The organism is Microbulbifer sp. MI-G (assembly GCF_030440425.1).
GTDB classification, from domain to species: Bacteria; Pseudomonadota; Gammaproteobacteria; order Pseudomonadales; family Cellvibrionaceae; genus Microbulbifer; species Microbulbifer spongiae.
In genome coordinates this window covers 3692772-3714470 of record NZ_CP098023.1, presented here as the reverse complement: position 1 = coordinate 3714470, position 21699 = coordinate 3692772, and the positions used below count along the sequence as shown (strand labels likewise).

The window sequence follows — 21699 nt, the reverse complement described above, 5'->3', positions numbered from 1 at the left end:
TGACAGTAATGGCAACCGCTTTCTTTAGATAGGTACATTATCGATTTTTTTAAAATATATTCGTTTCTTTAAGATCAGAAACCTGACGCTTCAGTTTGCGGGTCGGTTCGCTTTCTACCAAGCAATAGTTTATCCAGTCCAGGCTAATGCACTGTTTATCAGGCAGCCTTTTGTACTGTCGCCGCCAGTTGTAAATCTGGCCAGAGTTGATAACGACTTCTTTTGCGAATTCGGTGGTGCTGGTATTGGGGGACTTCAAGGTAACATATTGATTTTCTCCTAAAATCATTAGAGCAGCGGTCTGTTTTTAGGTGTACTGATTGTCCTGATTCATAAAAACGCCTGAGGGCAATATAAGATTTTAGGGGCGCGTTAGTTCCGTTAGACTCGAACCTGCATAGTCAGCTCGCCAATTAAGATCTGAAAGTGCATGCTTTTTAAGAGCAAACCGCTTTCTATCAAACGAATTGGTAGTATATTCGTTTTCTAGACTGCCCATATTTGTGGCCGAATTTCTTCGGTAGGCCTCGCCATTTACAGCCGTGCTCGGCTATGTAAAGAATGGTGTTCAGCACCTGTGAGTTGGAAATTTCTCGTTGCCATATTGGAGAGGCAAAAAATCTCCAATAGTTTTGTATTGTTGCGCTGTAATTTTCATCCAGCAATAATACAGGATTTAGTGTGAACAGGCCCTAGGCAGAAAGTCGCTAATACCGACATGCCTCACCACATACTGCCACCGGGGCGGGCACCACCTCAGGCCAGGCCGTTCGATCCTTCGCAGACTCGTCTATTCGATAGACGATGTAACGCCAACCACTGCCAACTTCAACAGCTTACAGCGGGCCTGACAACAGACCGATGGAGCGACTTACGTTTCGCGGACCATTCGGCAAGACTTTTCAGTCAAGCCGAACAAAAAATGATCAACTTTGGGCGCCCCCAACTTAAAACTCGGGATTTGAAAGGTAAACAGCTTCAGGAAGTTCGAGTAGAATACTTTGGATCAAAGGTAAATAGGTGATTAATAATTCCTATACTCCGGCAAGGAAGAGGCTATGACTAAAAAACATCGTAATCATTTACATATTATCAACAACACCGTATCTACCTTTAAGTTTAAGAGCGCCTACCTGGAGCATGGACAGTTAGCCAATGGCGCTGAGTGGCCGCAAGAAATTGCTGCTAATGGTGGCGAGTTAACTGTAGAGTGCCATGAAATTGAGGCCTCTGCCGCTGGATGTTCCGGCTGGGTAAGCTATACAGGTGACTCGCCCGAATCTCCCATTAATCTTTATTTTTTATTCTCAAATCCAGTATATGATAGTAACAAAGTGGATGTTGGAATAAGTGAGCACACCTATCATACAATGGAGTCCCAGTTACTTCCTGTCCAGAGAGTTTTTCCTATGGCAGGTTCTACCGAAGACTACATAATCGTATCTGTGTCGAATGCAGACGGTGAAGTCAGTATTATACAATGGATTATCGATAACTTTGGAAATGAGGTTATTCCAGCAAATCCACTTTTGTTAGATGCCGAGGCTGTTTTCAGCGGCGTCAATGGCGGCGGGGGCGTGCGCACTTATTATGACGCCGATGAGCATTCGGCCTATTCCCACTTCAAAGGCGTGGCTGCCTTCAAACGTAAGTTAATCTTTACCCACACCAATGTCGCACGCGGATCAGACAAGCAGGGGATATATCTGATAGGAGACAAAGTAAAATCGGCAGGAGGTGTGGGGAAGATTCAGGCGAGCTATCACACAGAGCACACCCCCCCTTGGGGTCATCCAGGCGGCGCGCAGGTTTGTGGCAGCTACATGGCACTCACTCTTGAAAAGACTGATCATGATAATCATTCGTCGGAGGTGCAGATCTACGATGCTCGCCCCACAGCGTTTAACGAACAGATGAGGCTGATCACCACGATTAAGCAGGATTGGGGGGTCAATGGTGGAGGAATGACGAAAGAGCTTGGCGATGAAGGCTGCTATGTGGTCATAGCAGCGGATGACTCAGGATTGAGTGTTTACCGATCCAACAGCAGCTCCCTAAGTGAAGAAACGAAGTTTAAACTAATCCAGCTGATTAAAAAAAATAATCTCCCAAACTCATTTAACACAGGGTCGGGACTCGCCCTTGCAACCCAAACAGATGGAAAGCTCTTTATTTTCACCATGCACGGCTCCGAAGGGGAAGATAACAACACTTTGAGTTTGTATCAGCTAATCGTTACTGGCAATAGCGCTAGCGTGGAGCAAGTGGGTACAACAAAAGCTATGGACCTCCCCAACAGTGATCATGTTATAAGTGCACTAAATACTAGCTTTCGATGGGGCAAGGGTCTTGATATAACCTCGCCTACAAGTATTGAAGTATTTGCGACAGATAGAAATATATTGCCCAGCCCTATAGACAAAAAGAATTTTGGAGTGGTGACTTGGCAAGGAGAAGCGGCCAGTGTCGCTAGCGTTAATTGGGGTGGTGATCACTACTACGATACAGGCTCTAATCTCGCTATCGCCATGGATGATAGCCATTGTGTGGAAATGCACCGCGGCAGTGGTGGAAACAGTAATAAGTTGTATCACAAAGTAGGCAACGTCAATTTCTCCAAACAGGAAATAGACTGGGGTAAGAGTATCTACTACCACTCGGGCTCAGATTTCGGAATCGCTATGGATAACAATGGGAATTGCGTTGAAGTACACCGGGGAGGTGGTAGTTCCACTACCCATTATTACGCTGTTGGCAAGGTTAACTTTAGCAAAAAGACGATTGATTGGGGCGAGAGTGAGGCATATGGTGTAGGATCCAATCTTGCAATCGCCATGGATAATCGAGGTTTTTGCCTCGAAGTGCATCGTGCCTCGGATGGCGGTCAAACATTGCTTTATCGCCTTGGCAAAATCCACTTCGATGAAAAGACGATACTGTGGACAACAAGCATATCTTACGGTAAGGGCTCTGATGTTGCCATTGCCACGGATAATCTCGGTAACTATGTAGAGATACATCGTGGTGTTGATGGTACAGAAAATAGCAATGAGCACTACTATCGAGTCGGTAAAATTAGCCCCTTAGGCCATGTTGCTATCGACTGGGGAGATGTGCATTGGTACGATACTGGCTCTGTTCTTTCTATCGCCATGAACAACAATGGAAATTGTATAGAGGTACATCGCGGAAGTAATGATAGAAACACCCTTTATTATCGAGTCGGTAAAGTCGACTTCAATAAGAAGACCATCGAATGGAGTAAGAGTGCACCATACGTTAAAGGTTCTGATCTCTGCGTCGCCATGGATAGCCGCGGCCATTGCATTGAGCTTCATCGTCATGAGGAGGGCAGTGAAGGCAGCGATAAGCAATTCTATAGAATGGGCGTATTCTTCGGATAACAAGGAGTATTTTTGTCGTATGTGTAAAAGCGGTTCCCTGTTAAATAGGCAGTTAAAGACGAGAGTCGTTCCGCGATTTTTAAACATGTTGAAACGCTTTTTCACAGCCCTGTGCATAGCGGGCGGTGTTAGTTGGGAGCTACAAGTGTGAGATAAAATTGTCTCCAGTTGCATATTTTTACGGAGATGATTTTATTGCTGTATTTTTTGGCAAGAACTATGAAGGAACACAAATTCGTCAGGTTTATTTAAATAATAATTCAGCACCAATATTTTTTGTTAAAAAGTCAGATATTGGAACATTATATTGCAGTTGATATTAATGCTTCGAACTCCTTTAAAAAATTTATAGATGAAATAAACTTTCTTCAGATTGGAGAATTTTGGTGAGGGTTGATAAAAAATCAATTGACGGCTGTGAAAATATAATAAAACCAATATGTTGCCGTTTAATGTTAAATTAAAACTTATCTTGGATCTCTCTTTTTATATTTTTTTCTTATGGCGGTAGCAAATCATGTTTATTCTGTGTTAATTTTTGTTTCTTTAGTTTTTGTTGTTGCTATTTGGGTTTTTGTAAGCGTGGTTATAAATGTTTTTGAAGCTATGGCAAGCCGTAATTGGCCTATTGTTAGATTCGGCTTTGTTGGCGTCAGGTTAATGTTAAATCGCCTTCAGCTGCAAAGGGTACGCATACAAAATATACCTCAATGTTTCAGTTAAAATATGAATATTCTATTAACTAGCGGTTTGATTTGTCTTAGTTTTGCAGCCGGATCTATCCGCTTTTTTCAGTAGCAGAACATGATCCGGCGCTTGCTCGAGTATGTCTGGGCAGAGCAACTGGAGGATCGGGCCTTTTAGCGGGCACAGTGCCTGCAGCGTCAGCCGTGCTTGCCAGGATTCCAACCCGTTTCGGCGAGGTAGCGCTGCCCCGACTTCGCAGCGGGCGCCTCCAGCTCCGTACCCATCGAGTCGTTCCAGCGGTTCAGATAACCAAACAGTGCAACCACAGCCAGAATTTCGACGATTTCGCCATCATCCCAATATTTCCTGAGTTGTGCGTCAATCTCCTCGTTGACGCCGTTCGGTACCGAGGAGGCCGCGATGGCGAAGTCCAGTGCGGTGCGTTCGGCGTCGGTAAACAGCGGGCTTCGGGGGTATTCCCAGATGTGCTCGAGTTTCTCGTCCGGCTCGCCGTAACGCTGGGCAGCCCGGATGGTGTGGGCCTGGCAGTATTGGCAGCCAGCGGCATGGCTGGCGACATAGCCGATCAGTCGTTTCAGGCCACTGGTGACGCGCCCGTGGTTCTCCATCACCGCCTTGTTGAGATTGATAAAGGCTTTGGCGATCTCCGGGCGCCGTTGCATCGTGAGGACGCTGTTGGGACAGAAGCCGAGAGTCTCATTGAAGAAGGCGGTGAGCTTGGCGACCTCTTCATTGTCGTCGGGGGAGAGAGGGAGGATCAGCGGCATATGGTCTCCATTTTTGTTCAGAAAAGGCTGGCGATAAAGATCGCCGCGATAGCGACTGGCACAAAGTAGCGGGCGAGCAACCTCCAGGTTGGATACAGCACACCGTTGGCGCTACCGAACTCTTCGCGGCGCAACCGCTCACTGACCTTCCAGGCCACGAAAATCGATATCAGCAGCGCACCGAGTGGCGAGGCGAGATTGGCGACCAGCTGTTCGAGCCCCTGGAAAATCGACATGTCCCGCCAGGGCGGTATCCACGCGAGCGGCCGCACATGGGACCAGATATTGAACGAAAACACCGTCGACAATCCCACAAACCAGGCCACGGCCCCGGCACTGAGCGCAGCGCGCTTACGCGAGAGGCCGCGATGCTGTTCAAGCCAGGAGACGGCCGGCTCGAACATCGAAAAAGCCGACGTCAGAGCCGCGAGCAGCAACAGCACGAAAAACAGGGTGCCGAAGAGCGCGCCGCCCGGGATCTGTCCGAAAGCGACGGGCAGCGTTACGAAGATCATTCCGGGACCGCCAGAAGGTTCGAGACCGAATGCGAACACGATCGGAAATATCACCAGCCCGGTCAGGAGTGCGACCAGGGTATCGGCGCTGGCGATAACACTCGCGGTGCGCGGAATTGATGCTTCGCGCCGCAGGTAAGAGCCATAGACAACCATGCCCGCACCGCCGACGCTGAGGCTGATCAGGGCCTGACCGACAGCAAGCAGCAGCACGTCGGCGTCGAGTTCGGAGAAATCCGGCTGGAATAGAAAACGCGCCGCTGCCGCGCCGTCGCCGACCGACATCGAATGCACCACCAGCACCACCAGCAGTAGGGCGAGCCCCGGCATCATCCACTTGACCGCAACCTCGATACCGCGGCGGATGCCGAACGCGACCACCACTAACGTGCAGCTCATAAAGGCGCCGTGCCACAGGGCCTGGCGCAGCGGGTCGGCTTTCAACGCATCGAACAGCGCCGCCGAGGTGTCTGCTTCCAGGCCGGCGAAGCGGCCGCTCAATGCCTTGAACAGATAATCGAAGATCCAGCCTGCGACCACGCTGAAAAATGTCAGTAACAGGAATGTGGTCAGGACCAGCAGCCAGCCGAGTTGCCGCCACCGCCGGCTGAGCCCTTCGGTGGCGGCGATGCGCTCGAAGCAGTGATCGGGACTCGCCTGCCCGCGGCGACCGACCATAATGGTTGCGATTAGCGCCGGCAGCCCTATGCTCAGCACGAATAGCAGGTAGACGGCGATAAAGGCACTGCCGCCGTTCTCCCCCGCAACATAGGGGAATCGCCAGATATTACCGAGGCCGACGGCGCTGCCGAGCGCGGCCAGCACGAAGACCATGTCCGAAGACCACTGCTCGTGCCCTCTGCGGGCGACCTCTTCCGTCCTTGCAGGCTTCTGGGCGACCTGGTCCATTCCTGCATGCCTTTGTTGGTTTGGGAATAGGGAATATAAACACCCTTTTTTACCAAATTCAACGAATGGGACCCAGCGTTCGGAAATATCGTTTTCCAGCTTCTGTAAGAGCTTTCCGTGCTCCACGTTGCTGTCGCCGCCGCGAACACCAGCGCGCCGGAACTGGAGCTGCTTCCAAAGGTTTCCGCCACAATGACCACCTGCCCGAGGGCGGACAAAAAATCTTCTGAATGCAGACTGCTTCAAAATAACGGTCACAGTGACTGAAATTCCCACTGGTATTTGGTCATATTGCCTGTGAAACTGCAGCACTATCCAGGTGGGCGTATCTCCTGGGGTTCTCACTCTCGCCGGTTGGCATACCTTTGCGGTGCAGCCAGGGCAGCGTCACTTCCAGTGTTGCGTGACTACGGTAGCACCAGTACAGAGCGGAAGCTCACTGGCTTGCCGTACTGGTTGCGCTTACACAGCCATGGTGTAGTCCATGTTTGGTTTTCGCGGTGATACCCGCGAACGCCGAGTTACATGGCGCTTCGCGGGTGGAGCGATAATCGTTGCGGTATTTTTTATCTGTTTATTTTTCTTTAAACTGCGTCGGTGAAGCGGTCGGGCGCTTTGGCAGCAGAGCTACCGTAATCCCTTTTTGTAAGGAATTCAATCAAGGTAAAGCTTTAGATGGCACTGAATTCAGCTCCCCACCGGTTGGCGAGGTCTAATTCTGGGCACCAGGGCATCAGCTACCCGACCCTTGGGTATCCAGGGCCTGTTCGGTAAGGGATACCCGGGTCGCATTTCAGTATTGGAGTGCTCTTTTTAAATAAACCGCCGTCTACAGACCTGCAAGTACGGTGATGTAGGATTGGCGAGCTGGAATCCCACCTTTTCCCGATGGTTTTTACCTGGCGTGGGGTCGTACGCGCACGCTGGACAGATAATTCACCACTTTATCCGGGTGGTCAGTAAAGAGGCCATCGACGTGCAGCTGGGTTATAGCGAAGTGTAAAAACCGGTTGAAGTTCTCAAACGCCTCCGGGATTTTTTCCGGATCGGCGCGGAAGGTGTAGGGATGTACCTGCAGCTGCCTGCGGTGCGCGCGGCGCACGACATTGTTTGCACGTGGCTGGCCGTTCTTGAATTCCATCAGCATCGGGTACCAGGGGCCGATCCCGTCTGCATAAGTGGCGATCTTGCGCAAGCCACCCGGCTCCAGCATCCAGTTATAATCATAATGTTGGATGGCACCGTCAATTTCAATCTTTTTTTCCCCCCAGTTTGTTTCAGCAATCAGCTGCACCAGAGGCAGATCCATAGCGAGAGCCGGCATCAGTTCAAACTTGATGCGCTGTAATTCCTCGGCGTCGAAGCACTGCAGGAATACTTTTTGTTGTCCGCTGGTATATCCGTATTGCTTGAGTGTATCCAGCGCAATGGCAGCAATATCCCTGCCCTCCCAATGGTGGAAATAGGGTTTCTTAATTTCCGGGTAGATGCCGATATCGTAGCCGAGGGATTTATTCAGCCCCTGTATCAGTTCGATTTCCTCCTCGAATGTAGAGAGCTGGAAACTGGATTTCCACACAGGAAACCGATGCGGATACCTGGCTTTGGGGCCATCCTCCCGCATAACAAAAGCTTCGCTAACCCGCAGTTTTTTTAACTCATCCAGGGTGAAGTCAATGGTGTAGAAGTGGCCATCTTCCCGGGCGCGGTCGGGGAATACTTCGGCAACATCCGTGGTGCTGTCCAGGGTGATGTCATGCATGACGATCAGGTGATTATCCTTGCTGAGCACCAGGTCCTGCTCGATATAATCCGGGCGCATGCCATAGGCCAGGGATTTGGCCTCCAGTGTGTGTTCCGGCAAATAGGCCGATGCACCGCGGTGCGCAATCACCAGGATGTGTTTGGCGCCACTTTCCGTACTCTCTGCACAAGTGAGCCCCGCTGCAATGGAAAAAAACAGGAGTAAAACAGATAGAGTTTTTTTGAACATTTCAAGGCCGTCCCATAGTGGTATGCAAGCCTTTCTAGCAGAGGAATATGACAGGGATATATCAGGGCAGGGCGCGCAGTTTAAGGCGGAGATCGGTTGCACCGGCTGTGGGGCCCGGTGACTGCTTTCCCTGCAACCAGGCAGGTTTTCAGGCACTTCCCGGTTGCAGGTCTGGCTAGGCATTTGGCCGACTGATCACACGGTTTCTTTCCTGGGCCACAGGTGTTCTGTAAACAGTTGCCGCAGTGCTTTCTTACTGATTTTGCCCGTGGCTGTGTGGGGCAGTGCATCGGCGATTACGCAGTCATCGGGAATCCACCACTTGGCGAACTGGTTCTGGAAGGCGCCGAGGAGGGTATCCGGGGTGAGGCTGGCGCCCGCTTCGGGTACGACTACCAGCAGTGGGCGCTCCGCCCATTTTTCATGGGATAAACCGATCACCGCCGCCTCTGCGACACCGTCCAGGGTCATGGCGAAGTTTTCCAGTTCGATTGAGGAAATCCATTCGCCACCGGACTTGATGACATCCTTGGTACGGTCGGTAATGGTCAGGTAACCGAGGGGGTCTATGGTGGCGACATCGCCGGTATCAAACCAGCCATCCGCGCTGAGAGCTGATGTTTCCGCCCTGTAATAGCGCTCGCAGACCCAGGGGCCGCGGACCTGCAGGGTACCGAAGGCACGGCCGTTGTGGGGCAGGGGGCTGCCCTGGGGATCGAGAATCCGCATCTCCACGCCGAGCCCCGCCCGTCCCTGTTTCAGGCGCAGGTTTTTGGCTTCCTCTGGTGGAACTGTCTCCGCTACTCGTGCGTTGTAGGTACCGAGCGGGCTCATCTCGGTCATACCCCAGGCGTGGTGGGTGTAGACCCCGTGTTTCTGCTCGAACTCCTCCATGATGCTCCAGGGGCAGGCGGAACCGCCGACCACCACGCGATTGAGGCTGGGAATGGTTTCGCCACTTTCGCGCAGGTATTTGAGCAGCGCCAGCCAGACGGTGGGAACACCCGCGGCAATAGACACCGATTCTTGCTGTATCAGTTTGCTCAGGGTTTGTCCGCACCCCATCCTGGGGCCGGGCAGTACCAGTTTGGCCCCCACTGCCGGTGCCGCATAGGGGATGGCCCAGGCGTTGACGTGGAACATGGGTACGATCGGAAGAATGGCTTCGTTGTGCCGGATGGCAAAGGCATCCGGCATCAGCACACCGTAGGTATGCAGGGTCATCGCGCGGTGGGAATAGAGCACGCCCTTGGGTTTACCCGTGGTGCCTGAGGTATAGCAGAGGGCTGCTGCGCTATCCTCGCACAAATCCGGCCACTGGTATCCGCTCGACCCGGAAGAGAGCAGTTCTTCATAGCAGAAATAGCCCGGTGGCAAATCTGCGGGCATATGTATTCTGTCGGTCAGGACAATAATGCCTTCAACCGAGCTGAGTGTTTCCCCCATGGCCTGTACAAGTGGTACAAAGACCGGGTCGATAAAAAGCCAGCGGTCTTCGGCGTGTTGGATAATATAGCCGATCTGCTCGGGGAAGAGACGCGGGTTAATGGTATGGCAGACGAGGCCGCTGCAGGAAGTCGCATAGTAGAGTTCGAAATGCCGGTGATCATTCCATGCTAGAGTACCGATACGATCTCCACTGACTGCACCGAGTTCAGCCAGTGCACTGGCGAGTTGGCCCGCACGTGCAAAAGCCTGCCGGTAGGTGCAGCGATGTCCCGGATTGTCAGCGGTGACCGAGACGATTTCACTGTTTGGTGCATTGCCCAGTGCCTGGTGAATAATCCCTGTGAGTGTGAGTTGTGACTGCATCATCAAACCGTCCATCACCGACCTCCTTGTATTGTGTTTGTTGCGATCTGTGCGTCAACGGAGCAGGCGATCTGGTGCAGAGCGGCTGCCTGGTGTAGATGCGGGTAACCGGGGCAATTACTGCACAATCTTGATCCACTCGCCGGGTTTGGGTTCTCCGCGAGGGTAGTATCCATTTAAAAGTCGCAGTTGTTCCTCTGCGTAATCACCGATTTCCATATGCTTGGCCAGCGAGGAGAAAGTGGTTTTTTTATTTGCCTTTACATAGCGCAGGCGCTTAACCTCTTTTTTCACCATATCCGTTTTGCGCAGGGGGCGGAAGCTGCGAATGCTGGTCAAAAACAGGTTGTCGTAGCCATCGAGGGATTCTTTGTTCTGAGTTGCCGGATCAGCCACCTTGCCTTCCAGCATAAACTGTCGACTCCCATAGTAAATGACTGCAATTCTATCGGGTGCGCGATTCCCCTTTTCTGCAACGGGTATTTTCCCTGTGTGGCCCACAAGCCTATATTGTGCCAACTTTTCATCCTGTTCCAGTTTGCGTAGGCCGTACTCTTCCCGAAGCGCCATATCCGCAGGCTGGTTGCCATTGCGCTGGGCCACCTTGATGGTAATCGTTGCCTGGTTGTCCGGGGCAGTACCAATAATTTCGGAGCGCTGATTTATCACTGTCCAGCCATCGGGAAACAGGAGGGAAAAACCCAGGCGTTTGTGATTAAAACGGTTTTTTTTCGACTGCCTTGCGTTGTCTCCATAGACCAGACCATCGGTTTTCTCCCGATAATAGGCCACTTTGGTGGCACTGTCCGCTTCAGGTAATTTGCCGGCCGCTTTTATCACTTCCTGCAGGCGGATATCGTTGCGGGGGTGGGTGGAGAAGACGCCGTGGTAGGTCTGTTGTTTCTTGCCCTCTATGCGGGCACGGCGCCGGGCAAAGGTCTCCTGGTCTTTTAGCAGGCCGATGACATTCATCATGGCTTGAGGGTCATAGCCTGCATTGAACATATACTGGGCGCCAAACCGATCGGCTTCCAGCTCCATCTCACGCCCGTACCCTTTTACTGCGGCAGTGGACCACAAGTTGGTCACGTCGCCGACCACACCGCTGCCGGTGACCAGTACCGAAAGCACCGATGCCACATTGGCCCCGGTGGCTGCCGTTTTCTGGCGCACGGCGTGGCGTGCGGTGATATGGCCGATTTCATGGGCGAGGACAGCCGCCATCTCGGCTTCAGAATGCAGATAGGTCAGCAGGCCCCGGTTAATATAGATATAGCCTCCGGGTAGGGCAAAGGCATTGATATCCTGGCTATCGATAATGGTGAAATGGTACTTGATCTCGGGCCGGTCGCTGGCTGCGGCCACTTTTTGCCCCACATGGTTGACATATGCAGTGAGGACGGGGTCGTGATAAATCGGGGTGCTTTCAATCAGTTTTTCGTGCATCTCCTTGCCGATGGCGATCTCCTTGTCCTCAGACATGAATACCAGGTCCGGTCGGTTCGTGGCCGGGTTAAATGCACATCCTGCAGTGATTATCATCAGTGTAATGGCAAACAGCTGGTAAAGGTGGTTCATTGGCTTATACCTCCCTGCGTATTTGTTGATTCGATGATCAACATTTATTGGGCTTTGAGCCCTGGCGTACAATCCTTGCGGCAGTTCAAGGAGGAGTACCGGTCAGTGGCTGGTGGTAGTACCCTCCCTCCGGTACCGAATGTATCGTGGCAGTGGTTTGCTTTTTCCCGACCGATACTGTTTATGAACTGGCACCACTCGATGGTACCAGGAACTGTTGCAGTTGTGCCGCCATTCCTTTACAGGCATTGTTTTTGACTCTGGCAATCAGGGGAATCGGGATAACAATGGCGGGCATATAGGAGGTTCCCTTGGCATCCGCACTTAATTTTCCAGACAATTCCCGGTCGCGAAAATCCCAGATAGAAGCCTCGTAATCGGATTCCTTGTCCCAAGTACCGAAACCAAAACAGCCCGCGCCACCAGTACTGATGGTACAACTGATGGAGCCGGCACTGGCTGTTGTCTCGGTAGAGCCGTCTATCCAGACTATATATTTCACCCCATATGCCTCCATGCGCTCGCGCACGCCTGCGTTTTCCAGCAGGCGATCCAGCGAGCGCACATGCATGGGCGCAGTGCGCGGCTCAAACCAGGGGTACATAATGTCTACAAATTCCTTTTCCGGAATAATATTGACCCCCAATGCGGGGTTGTGCAGCTCGCTGCCGACACAGGAGATCAGGTCGGGCTCTGTTTCGTAGTCGCTGGAATGGCGGCGCCCCAGGATGACAACCGAGTCACCCATGGCAAGTTCGCCGTCACTGCGCCGGTACTCATCGATAACGATCGTGGTGCAACCACTTAGGAAAATCAGCGTAGTCATAAATACTGGCTTGAGCACGACATACTCCCTCTATTCCATCTTCCTGGATTTCACTTTGAACTCCTGCAGGGACGCGGATCTGAGCTTTCCGGAAAGAAATGCCCGCAGTTCAGGCACTTTCTCGAAACCCGTATAGAGTGTTGCTCCCGCGTCACGCAAGGCAATATTGATTGCCTGGGCCAAAGCTTGCTCCTGGGTTTTCAGAAAGGCGGTGGGGGTTTTCCCATAGGCGGTAATCACCCAGTTGGCGAGCTGCTCTCCCTGGGGGTCATAGGCATTGATATCGTATTTTATCCACACCTCGAAGATATTCACCCTGGTTTCCCGCGGCATAGTAAATTGAAGTTCCCGCACTTCGGGTACTAGGACTATCTCAACATTTGCGGGCACTTTTTGCGGAAACTGGGACAGGGAAACAGTATTGGAGAACATGGAGCCGAGCACCGTTTCAAACAGATTCTTCTGTGCCCTGCCGGTATTGATATTCCATTCCTCGCGATCTTCACTGTCTTCGCGATAGGTGTAATTCTTAAAGTCCTCACTGAGATAAATACCCACGGAAAGCGGGATTTGTTCCCCTACGGGTGTAGGGTAATCATCCGCCACCTGTACTGTATGGGTGCAGGATGCCATCAGCAGCAAAAGACCGGCCATTGCCACCAGGGGGGCAGGAAAATTCCACTTTATCCTGTGCTTCATAAACTTCTCCAACTATCTGTTAGCTAGCGGAAATCGTTCAGCCCTACAAAGGTACCGCCATTGCGGTAAGTGAGCTCCCGCATCAGGGCTGCAAACCGAAGTCCGGTGGTTTGCAAATGGGGCGGGCGGGAAAACTGTATTGGAAACCCCACCGCATGAATGCGGATATTGCGTTTGCCTTCACCATGTCGTGCATTTACCCGTTCTACAGCCATCATGACATTGCGAATAGACTTGCCGGTGAATTCATCACCCAACACATAAATGCTGATTTTCTTGCTGGGGTCGTAAAAACTTCGCACCGCTTTTTGAATGCCTTCCACCGGGCTGGAGTTACTGAACGGATTCCAGCTCTTGAGGCGCTTGAGGATAGCCTGGCGGCGGCCGGGAGTATCCGGAATCCACTTGTTGCGATAATTGAAAAACATGTAGTCGCCCATGTCGTTCATTATCTGGATACCTTTGACCTCGGGATAGAGGTCCAGCGTGTTGACCATTTCCTCCATCATGCGTTCCCAGCCGTAATTAAACATACTGCCCGAGGTATCAATGATGAAAAGAATGTATTCACTGTCTACCGGAATTCCGCCGATGACATTATTTTTACGCTGGTAGTTTTCCCCGAGTAACCGACGCATTTCCTCGGTCATGGTCTGCAGGGCGATGGTCAGCTCGCCTTTCAGCCTGCCCTCCTCGTGCTGGCCTTCAGTTTTGCTGGCATACACTGCCTGCAGTGCTTCCAGTTCTCCGCGTAGGTTGGCAATACGCTTGCGCTCAATATCGATCTGTTCGCGCTTGGCATTGAGATCGCGGTTGAGCACTGTGGTTTCCCCGCGGATTTCCATCAATTGTTGCTGCAATTCAATGACCTGAGCCTCCAGGTCTAGCTCAACCTCTTCCAGAACAATGGGTTCGGCAGTTTTGGCGATCATCAACAGCAGCACGATGGCGCCGAATCCGCAGCAGATCACATCGAGAAAGGAAATACTGAACTCTTCCTGTCGCTTTTTTTTTCTTGAACCTATCATGGCCAGTCCCTCGACGGGGCCAGAAAGGAGCCCTGAGTCTGCATGGCCAGTTTCCAGAATTCGCTGGCGGCGAAGGGATCTCCCTCCATGGGTGCCAGGATGATGTTGACGGGAATATTCTTGGGCAGCACCTTGACGGCGCTTTTGAACAGATTGCGCCTGTTTCTGCCGGAAATGGTGCTGCTCCTGGGTGGCTTCATTCCCTGGGTGGGCAAACCATCGGTAATCAGAATGATATTATCCGGCAGAGGCGTCATGGCGTGAATGGCGTTGAAAACTCTTTCCAGGCTGGTGCCGTCTTCAGGTACTATCTCATCCAGCTCTTTGATGGCCTGATCCAGCTGGTCGCGATCATCCACATTGAGCCAGCGGTCTTCCGTGCCGGCGATAGCGGCGCGAAATGCTGTATTGAAAGTATAGATCTGGTATCGGCTATCCGGCGGTAATTGTGCCGTTAACCAGGAAACCGTATTGACTGCCCTGCGCCATTTCTCTGTTTGGCGTTTGATCCTTGATGACATATTTCGGGCGCGGATGATTTTTATCAGTTCGTCTCCCAGCATGGAGGCGGATGCATCCAGTAGAATAAGAATGCGGTTACCCCCCAGGCGCAGACCGGTGAGGTACTGGCGATCGCCATCGCCGATATACTTGCGTACATTATTGCCGAGTTTTTTGTTTTCCTCCTCGAGATTTTTCTTGGCCTGCTCCAGTTTTTTCAGCTTGTCTCGCAGCCTTTTGATGTCTTCCTGTTCGTCGACACTGTCGACTTCGGCGATATTGCCTTTTACCTCTTCTATGTGCGCCAGTATCCGGCGGGAGAGGCCCTGTGCCTGGGCCAACTCGTCGCTGGCCGTGTCCAGGGTATTGCGCGCTTGCACCAGGTGTTCCCGGCCAAATTCAACTTCTTCCTGCAGCAGATTGACTTCGGCATTCAGGTTCTCGGCTTCGATTTCAATTTCGTGATCAGAGCCATGCTTGATGATTAGGAAAATCAGTGCCACGGCACCAAAACCACAGGACATGATGTCGAGAAAAGAGAGGCTAAAGGTGGAAAAACGACGCTGTTTACGTCTCATAGTGCTCCACACTGATTGCGGTTATCGCATCGTGCCTGTTCGCAATCCCAATTTTGTCGCCGGCATTTAGATTGATCGGCGCTGTAATCTCCTCTCCGTTGAGCATCAGGCACACACCGGCGTCCACCCGCAGCGCCAGCCTGCCAGCGTGATTGGTAACGGTTGCGGCGGGGTGCTCAGGTGGAGTGGGAGTCACCTGAAATTTATCCTCGTGCCAGAAGACGAAGAGAGGTTGGTGTGCAGCGAGCGCGCGATGTCCGTACAGAAGATGTGTTGCCCCTGTCTCAGATGGGTAATCCACCTGCACGGTGACCTCACTTTCCGGCAGGGCACTGACACTATTGATTAGACGCAGCGCTGGGGTGTCGCTGTGCAGTTCCTTCCAACGCCTGCTGATGGACTGTGCGATGCAATCCCTGGGCAGAAGATACATGCGTTGCGCCAGTTGGATACCCCCGGGGATTTCTGTCCAGCGATGAGAAATAAATTTCACACTGGTGCTTTCCTCAAGGTTTTCGATCATTGCCCGCACTCGTGAAAGTATCGGGGTAGTGGCATCCTGCAGCTGCCGGAGGGTGGCTTTTGCCGTGCGGTCATCCAGCTCTGCTAGCACTTCTCCCTGCTGCATAGCACGATTTACCCATTGCGGCATCAAATCGTAGAGCTGTTGTTCAGATCCGGCGGAATGCAGTGGATCAAAGCGGCATTGCATAACAAACGCATCAGTAAATACGCGTGCCCAGGCTTCCTGGAAGTGATGCAAACCGGCATCAGCGATGGCTTCCGCAGCCGTGACGGTTGCTCGCTGATTCACCTCAATGCGGGACACCAGAGTCTGGTGCAGTTGTAATTCGACATGAAGCTGAACACCGGCGGGGGAGAGGTTTCCCGTACAGGCGGTGGCGGTGTCGACCAGGCCGACGGTATGAATGCCGCTTTCCTTGAGCACGCCGAGCAGCAGTGCGAGCTGCTCGCGGGTAAAGTTCCCGGGCACGGCGACAACCAATTCGTCGGGCATATCACAAAGTTCGCAGATCTCCTTCAGGTGGCAGTAGGCAAGATCCGCATGATGGCGACAACGCAGGTTCTCGGATTTCAATGATTCAAGACTCAACCGGTGCCAGAACTGGTTGTTTACCTGGGTGGGGTGGCTGCGTGCGCGCATTTGAGCCGCGGTACCCACGTGGATACTGCGCGGTTCAATCACTGCAATACCTGGGCTTTCCAGCACTTCCACAGTACCGGAGAAAACCCTCAAACCACAGTCATTTATTTCGAGGACACCTTGTTCCATGGATTATCCCTCGCAGCAGCTACCCAAAAAATCTGATGTTTGGTGAACAGTTAACTGATTTTTAAAAATCTCAGCAAGCGGTTGTCACAATAGTTTTGCGTGTCTAAAACCAGTCTTTCCTGCATCAGTTGCAACTGGTGGGTAAAAAACATAATGACAATACTGATCACCAAAGCGATGAACGTGGAGTTAAAGGCAACGCCAAGGCTTACGGTAACGCCGGCAATGTCGCCTTCTACAGCTTTATGTGCCTGCGAAAGCGCTTCGCCGATTCCCCGTACAGTGCCGATAAAGCCAATCGAGGGAATGGCCCAGGTAATGTAGCGGACCATCGCCAGTTCAGAATCGAGCCGGTCACCTTCAGTTTCACAAACTTCTTTGACTGAGTTGGAAACCGCCGCCACATTTTGTGTTGATCCGAACCGCTGCAGAGCGGTGAGAAGGGCTCTGGGGACAAGAAAGCTGCGCTCACTTTCAGGAAGTGCCTGTATCGGACGGGAGAGGTCACGGGTGTCCTCGGGTAATATTGATGTACCCTCGCTGATATTCAGCAGCGCTTTGTCGAGTAATTTCCGTTCACGTATACTGCGCTGGGCCTTCAGTACCATAATCGCCATCGCCCAGAGCATCAGCACAAAACAGGCTTCCTGTTCGTAGTCGCGCATCACAATATAGATTGAACGCTGTTGCACGTAGGTCTCACCAGCAGCTTCACGTGCTAACTGCTCTTCGATTAATGCATCGGCATTGGGACGGATAATGGCAACATAGATCGCGTGGACAAGAATGATGGAAGCCAGTAATGCGAATAGTTGGAAAACAAACTCTGATGACTTGAAGTTCATGGTTGTACTCTTGTAAATCGTTTCTATATATCCACGGGATAGGAAACCGAGAGGTCCTCGGAAATTTCTTCTGAGGCCTTGTATTCGTCAGAGCGCTTCCCTGCATTTTTATTCTTCTCTACCTCGGTTTTTTGTTGTACAACGGTATTGTCCGATGCTTTTTCAGCGTCCTGTTTATCCTGGGCAAAAAGGGGCAGTGAAAGGGACAGGATAAGAATAAGACTGTTGCGGAACATATGACCCTCCTAGTCTATCCAGCGCGCTATTCTGAATCCGATATCATTGCGCGGTGTCTCTCCGTAATCTCGGTAAGACAGGCGCAATTCTGTCAGCCCGGAATGGCGCCAGCTGGAGCCGCGAATCACATGGTAATCACCATCCTGCGGACCCGTAGGATTCTCTTCATGGCGTGTCGAGAGGCCTGTACCGATGGTGTAGAGATCGTGTATCCACTCTGATACATTGCCCCCCAGGTCGTGAATGCCCAGGGAATTGGCGCTGTAGCTGGCGACGGGGGCTGTTGCCGAATAGCGGTCGCTGTATGTGCGCATGACGGTTGGCAGCAGTTTTGCCGCATGGCTGTCGGCATAATTTCCGGAGTTATCTCTGACTGGAAGCGTATCGCCCCAAGGGTATTTGCGCATGGTGCCGTTGTCATAGCGCGCCAGCCAGGCCCACTCTGCTTCCGTAGGCAGGCGGTAACCGTTTGCCGCAGAGTCAAATCCAATAACCCGTCCCTGCCCGGTCAGGTAAACCGGCGTTAAACCGTCACGCAGACTCAGCCAGTTGCAGAAAAGAGCGGCATCGGCCCAACTGACATTGACAACAGGCAGGTTATCGTTATCCAGGCTCACGCCGTTGACATGGCTCGAGCTGTGCATACGTTTGTATTGGCGGTACTCGCGGTTGGTAACTTCCGTCGTGCCTATATAGAAAGGGCGGGTGAGGGATACTTTGCGCATGACCTCATTGGCACGGCGACCCTGTTCACGGCGGGAAGAGCCCATGGTAAACACGGTATTGGGACGCATCAGTTTCATGGTTCCGCCCGCGCCGTGGCGAAACTCCGACGGCACCTTCTCCCAGCGTACCTGCTCGGAAGTGAGGAGGACCGCACGCACAGTCTGCTGCAGTTTGGCACTGGGTATAATATTGGTATCAAACGCTGCGTAACCCTCCTTGCGCACGACGATGCTGTGATTTCTGGCGGGGAGGTTAAAAGTCTGGCCACTCATCCCTGCATACTGTCCATCGATATATACCTCGGCATCGACGGGGACACTGGTTATTCGCACCCTGCCATAGATCGCATTCAGATTGATACTGAGATCGCGCTCCATACCGGCACCCAGGTCAATGGTGTGTTCGATCGAGTTATAGCCGTCCTTGAAAAAACGCAGACGATGTATTTCCCCTGACGGCAGTTCCAGTGTTAAGGGTGTGTGTCCGCGAAATTTGCCATTGACAGTGACTCCGGCACCCTCAGGAACCGTGACGACCCGCAGCAGCCCGTCAGCCGGGCCCAGGTGTACTGTGGCCAGGGTCTGATCCACACCGGCTGTGACCGACACGGGAATATCCACTGTCTTGTGATCTGGAAGTGAGACAGAGACCGTTTGATTGCCCTCGATTAGTTCAGCGGTAAGTGGTGTGGTGCCGAGAACGGTCCCTTTGACTGTGACTGTGGCTCCGATAGGATTACTGCTGATGTGTATATTGGCCCAGGCGGGGCGGAGTTTTGCCTGCAGGCGATAGGTATTGCCCAATCCCTGAATATCGATTTCCTGGGTAAATGGCAGGTAGCGATCAGTCAGCACGGTCACTTGCATGATCCCGGCAGGAATTTTTTCTACCAGCCCATTTTCATTGGGCACTTCATGACCATTGATGAGTACTCTGATCGGTACCGCGGGATCACTTTCCACCTGCAGCCGACCCGGTAATTTTTCCAGGGTTACGCTGTGGCGGCTGTGTCCATCGCCAGTGACCTCTACCTCTCCACTTTTAGGCAGATAACCCTCGGCGCTGATGGTATAGCGATAACTGCCCGGCAATACCAGATGGCCATCACCCAGAGGAAGCGCGAGGCCACTAATGCTGACGTTTGCATTGGCGGGTTTGGTATCGAAGATCAGAGACCGTGCACTGACCAGGTAAACGAGCGCGAGAAGACCCAGTACCAGACAGGACGACACAACCAGGGCGCGCTTGGAGAGCAATAGGCGGGCGCGGGTGGTGTTCAGCTGTACCGGCGTAAAACCGATCGGTTCGATGAAGGGGGAATCATCGAGCGCAGATTCTTCATCGCGGACAGGTACTGCCTCTTTCACTGCCATGTTTGCTTCCCTATGGCTGCGCACTTATGGACTTATCGCAAATGCTCTGGCGTCGTACGCCTGTGCCGAAACGGATACTCCGGTGTCGCGAAAACAGGGGTGGATGCCTTGCGGTGTGCAACAAAGCTTAGCTCGCAGGCACTGCAGATAGTGGACCTGACAGGTTGTTTGTCACAAAATCCTTCATTTCGCGGCAACGGGCAACCATTTCCATTCCGGTGCCACTACCCAACAATATCGCCATTTTTTAGAACGATAGCCATGGGTGGGGTTCTTGTTTCTAGCTGTTATTGACGCCGTTTATTTTATCCGCACACTGGATGACAATTTCTGTGACGGGTTTACCAGGTACAACAATAAATTCGCGCCGCACATCCCTATAGCCTTCACGGGTCCCTACAGCCGTATAGCGGCCGGGTTTGAGTGCAATTTCGCGCCTATCAAAGATGCCCAGTCTGCCTACATGATAAATAGTGACGTGAGTACTGCTATCGGACTTAAAGCGTACGGGTAATGGAATCATTGCCTGTGTGAGCGCATGCTCAAGATCCTTGATTTGCTGTTGTAAGCGCGGTGTCTGTGCGTTGAGTGTGCGTGCATCTGCAAGTACCTGTCGGGCCAGGGAATTGCGCTTTTGTTCACCCAGAGTCAGGGGATCCTTGAGAAGATCCTGCAGTTTGTCATCGAGTTGGGCTCTGGCAGTAGCGCGGGCCTTTCCGGTGATTGCAGCGACCAGGCTGGCATCTTTTTTAACAAGAGTGGTATAACTGAGTAAAGCCGCATGCCAAGCTTCTCTGTTCTCCTGTTTACGGGCCTGGTGAAATAACCGATCAATTTCGTCTCTCTCGGCACCATTGTGGGCCTGGGTCAGGCCGATGCCCGGTGCTTTGGCATCCGGTTTCAGTTTCTGTGCCTGCGTAAAGTATTTTTTTGCAGAGGCATAACGCTTGCCCGCGATCGCGGCGTACCCTGCCGACATGGCATCCTGATAATTCCGCTCAGTAATTTCCTCTAGAACTTTTTTCAGCAACACTTTTGCCGGCGCCGTTTCGGTGTCGACGGAGAGCGCTTTTTGCAAGGTATTTTTTGCCAGATCCAGATTTCCTTCCAGATAAGCCGCTTTGCCATGAATAAAGTTCCACCAAGCCAGAGGTAATCGATCTGCACGCTCAAGCCCCTTTAACCCTCTGGGGTGGTGCTCAGAAATAGTCAGCACCAGTTGAAATGCGGCGACTGCGGCCGCCCGATTGCCCTTTTCCAGAGCCTGGTTTCCTTCAGTGATATGTTTTTCCAGGCGATCGGGGATACTCTCACGCAGTGATTGCAGAGCCTGCAGGGCTTCCCTGTATTTTTCCAGCGCTTGCAGGAATTGCCGGTTGCGGTAAATTCCGTCTGCCTCTAGCGCCAGACCCTCAGCCGCGGTGAATTCCTCCAGAGCCCATACTTCCACCCGCCGCTCCAGCAATTCTTCCTTGAGGGCGAGAATATCCTGTAGCGTCTCCTGTACGCTTCGGCGCTGCTGCATAATCTCCGCATCGCTGTATGGGGAAGCCTGATTGGATTTGGTGGGTCCGCCGGCCTTTACAGAAATCTTGTCTGTACCCCCCAGGCGTAATTGCGGCTTGTCTACCACTCTGGGCAATCCCCAAAAGACACCAACCAGGGCACAAAGCAATACAACGCCGATGGCTGTTGGCCAGTGAGTTCGCCTCCGCTGGTTATTGTCAACGCTTTCGATTGGGTTTTCGGGCCTGTGCGCTCTCTCACCGCCAAAGGTGAATTCGGCGGGTTCAATGGGGGCTGAATCTTCCTTGGAGTTGTTGCGGGGCTGCATAGTGGTTCCGCCGTGTTATTGATGTCTCCAGTGAAAATTTCGGGTGCTTTGAAAAGGTGGCCGGGCTAGTGT

General features: G+C 52.3%; 15 protein-coding genes. 1 reads left to right on the top strand and 14 read right to left on the bottom strand.

Going from position 1 to position 21699, the window contains the following annotated elements; genetic code table 11:
• Positions 1-1058: 1058 nt before the first annotated feature.
• The gene (locus tag M8T91_RS15205; RefSeq protein WP_301415015.1) at positions 1059-3404 is read left to right on the top strand and encodes a hypothetical protein; all 2346 of its coding nucleotides are present in this window, start codon (positions 1059-1061) and stop codon (positions 3402-3404) included.
• A gap of 884 nt (positions 3405-4288) precedes the next feature.
• Here the strand turns inward: M8T91_RS15205 and M8T91_RS15200 are convergent.
• The 14 genes from M8T91_RS15200 to M8T91_RS15135 all read right to left on the bottom strand — a co-directional run bounded on the left by M8T91_RS15200 (position 4289) and on the right by M8T91_RS15135 (position 21627).
• Positions 4289-4879, bottom strand: coding sequence for a carboxymuconolactone decarboxylase family protein (locus M8T91_RS15200; RefSeq protein WP_301415014.1), 591 nt, complete (start codon positions 4877-4879; stop codon positions 4289-4291).
• A gap of 17 nt (positions 4880-4896) precedes the next feature.
• A complete protein-coding gene (locus tag M8T91_RS15195; protein WP_301415013.1) occupies positions 4897-6303 on the bottom strand; it encodes a sodium-dependent transporter in 1407 nt (468 codons plus the stop codon).
• 895 nt (positions 6304-7198) lie between these two features.
• Positions 7199-8296 carry a glycerophosphodiester phosphodiesterase gene (gene glpQ / locus M8T91_RS15190; RefSeq protein ID WP_301415012.1) on the bottom strand — a complete coding sequence of 366 codons (1098 nt, stop codon included), beginning with the start codon at positions 8294-8296 and terminating at the stop codon, positions 7199-7201.
• 195 nt (positions 8297-8491) lie between these two features.
• A complete protein-coding gene (locus M8T91_RS15185; RefSeq protein WP_301415011.1) occupies positions 8492-10123 on the bottom strand; it encodes a long-chain-fatty-acid--CoA ligase in 1632 nt (543 codons plus the stop codon).
• Between the two features lie 102 nt (positions 10124-10225).
• Complete coding sequence (locus M8T91_RS15180) at positions 10226-11686, bottom strand: M48 family metalloprotease (RefSeq protein ID WP_301415010.1); 1461 nt, start codon at positions 11684-11686, stop codon at positions 10226-10228.
• Between the two features lie 181 nt (positions 11687-11867).
• On the bottom strand, positions 11868-12530 hold the full coding sequence (locus M8T91_RS15175; protein WP_301415009.1) for a hypothetical protein: 663 nt from the start codon (positions 12528-12530) through the stop codon (positions 11868-11870).
• A gap of 12 nt (positions 12531-12542) precedes the next feature.
• On the bottom strand, positions 12543-13211 hold the full coding sequence (locus M8T91_RS15170; RefSeq protein WP_301415008.1) for a hypothetical protein: 669 nt from the start codon (positions 13209-13211) through the stop codon (positions 12543-12545).
• Positions 13212-13234: 23 nt separating this feature from the next.
• Positions 13235-14239: a VWA domain-containing protein gene (locus M8T91_RS15165; protein WP_301415007.1), complete on the bottom strand. Its 1005-nt coding sequence runs from the start codon at positions 14237-14239 to the stop codon at positions 13235-13237.
• On the bottom strand, positions 14236-15318 hold the full coding sequence (locus tag M8T91_RS15160; protein WP_301415006.1) for a vWA domain-containing protein: 1083 nt from the start codon (positions 15316-15318) through the stop codon (positions 14236-14238). The genes M8T91_RS15165 and M8T91_RS15160 overlap by 4 nt, the downstream gene beginning before the upstream one ends.
• Entirely contained in the window at positions 15308-16612 is a 1305-nt protein-coding gene (locus tag M8T91_RS15155) for a hypothetical protein (protein WP_301415005.1), read from the bottom strand. Before M8T91_RS15155 ends, M8T91_RS15160 begins: the two co-directional genes overlap by 11 nt.
• A gap of 50 nt (positions 16613-16662) precedes the next feature.
• Positions 16663-17457 (bottom strand): MotA/TolQ/ExbB proton channel family protein, encoded by a 795-nt coding sequence (locus M8T91_RS15150; RefSeq protein ID WP_301415004.1) that lies wholly within the window; start codon positions 17455-17457, stop codon positions 16663-16665.
• A gap of 23 nt (positions 17458-17480) precedes the next feature.
• Positions 17481-17693: a hypothetical protein gene (locus M8T91_RS15145; RefSeq protein ID WP_301415003.1), complete on the bottom strand. Its 213-nt coding sequence runs from the start codon at positions 17691-17693 to the stop codon at positions 17481-17483.
• Between the two features lie 9 nt (positions 17694-17702).
• Positions 17703-19793 carry a PEGA domain-containing protein gene (locus M8T91_RS15140; protein ID WP_301415002.1) on the bottom strand — a complete coding sequence of 697 codons (2091 nt, stop codon included), beginning with the start codon at positions 19791-19793 and terminating at the stop codon, positions 17703-17705.
• A 280-nt stretch (positions 19794-20073) separates the two neighbouring features.
• The gene (locus M8T91_RS15135) at positions 20074-21627 is read right to left on the bottom strand and encodes a hypothetical protein (protein ID WP_301415001.1); all 1554 of its coding nucleotides are present in this window, start codon (positions 21625-21627) and stop codon (positions 20074-20076) included.
• Positions 21628-21699 lie beyond the last annotated feature (72 nt).

Excerpts from the sequence above, each read along its gene's own strand:
- M8T91_RS15185 (WP_301415011.1), bottom strand. The coding sequence starts at position 10,123 with ATGGACGGTTTGATGATGCAGTCACAACTCACACTCACAGGGATTATT.
- M8T91_RS15200 (WP_301415014.1), bottom strand. The coding sequence starts at position 4,879 with ATGCCGCTGATCCTCCCTCTCTCCCCCGACGACAATGAAGAGGTCGCC.
- M8T91_RS15165 (WP_301415007.1), bottom strand. The coding sequence starts at position 14,239 with ATGATAGGTTCAAGAAAAAAAAAGCGACAGGAAGAGTTCAGTATTTCC.
- M8T91_RS15170 (WP_301415008.1), bottom strand. The coding sequence starts at position 13,211 with ATGAAGCACAGGATAAAGTGGAATTTTCCTGCCCCCCTGGTGGCAATG.
- M8T91_RS15145 (WP_301415003.1), bottom strand. The coding sequence starts at position 17,693 with ATGTTCCGCAACAGTCTTATTCTTATCCTGTCCCTTTCACTGCCCCTT.
- M8T91_RS15180 (WP_301415010.1), bottom strand. The coding sequence starts at position 11,686 with ATGAACCACCTTTACCAGCTGTTTGCCATTACACTGATGATAATCACT.
- M8T91_RS15150 (WP_301415004.1), bottom strand. The coding sequence starts at position 17,457 with ATGAACTTCAAGTCATCAGAGTTTGTTTTCCAACTATTCGCATTACTG.
- M8T91_RS15155 (WP_301415005.1), bottom strand. The coding sequence starts at position 16,612 with ATGGAACAAGGTGTCCTCGAAATAAATGACTGTGGTTTGAGGGTTTTC.
- M8T91_RS15195 (WP_301415013.1), bottom strand. The coding sequence starts at position 6,303 with ATGGACCAGGTCGCCCAGAAGCCTGCAAGGACGGAAGAGGTCGCCCGC.
- M8T91_RS15140 (WP_301415002.1), bottom strand. The coding sequence starts at position 19,793 with ATGGCAGTGAAAGAGGCAGTACCTGTCCGCGATGAAGAATCTGCGCTC.
- M8T91_RS15160 (WP_301415006.1), bottom strand. The coding sequence starts at position 15,318 with ATGAGACGTAAACAGCGTCGTTTTTCCACCTTTAGCCTCTCTTTTCTC.
- glpQ (WP_301415012.1), bottom strand. The coding sequence starts at position 8,296 with ATGTTCAAAAAAACTCTATCTGTTTTACTCCTGTTTTTTTCCATTGCA.
- M8T91_RS15205 (WP_301415015.1), top strand. The coding sequence starts at position 1,059 with ATGACTAAAAAACATCGTAATCATTTACATATTATCAACAACACCGTA.
- M8T91_RS15135 (WP_301415001.1), bottom strand. The coding sequence starts at position 21,627 with ATGCAGCCCCGCAACAACTCCAAGGAAGATTCAGCCCCCATTGAACCC.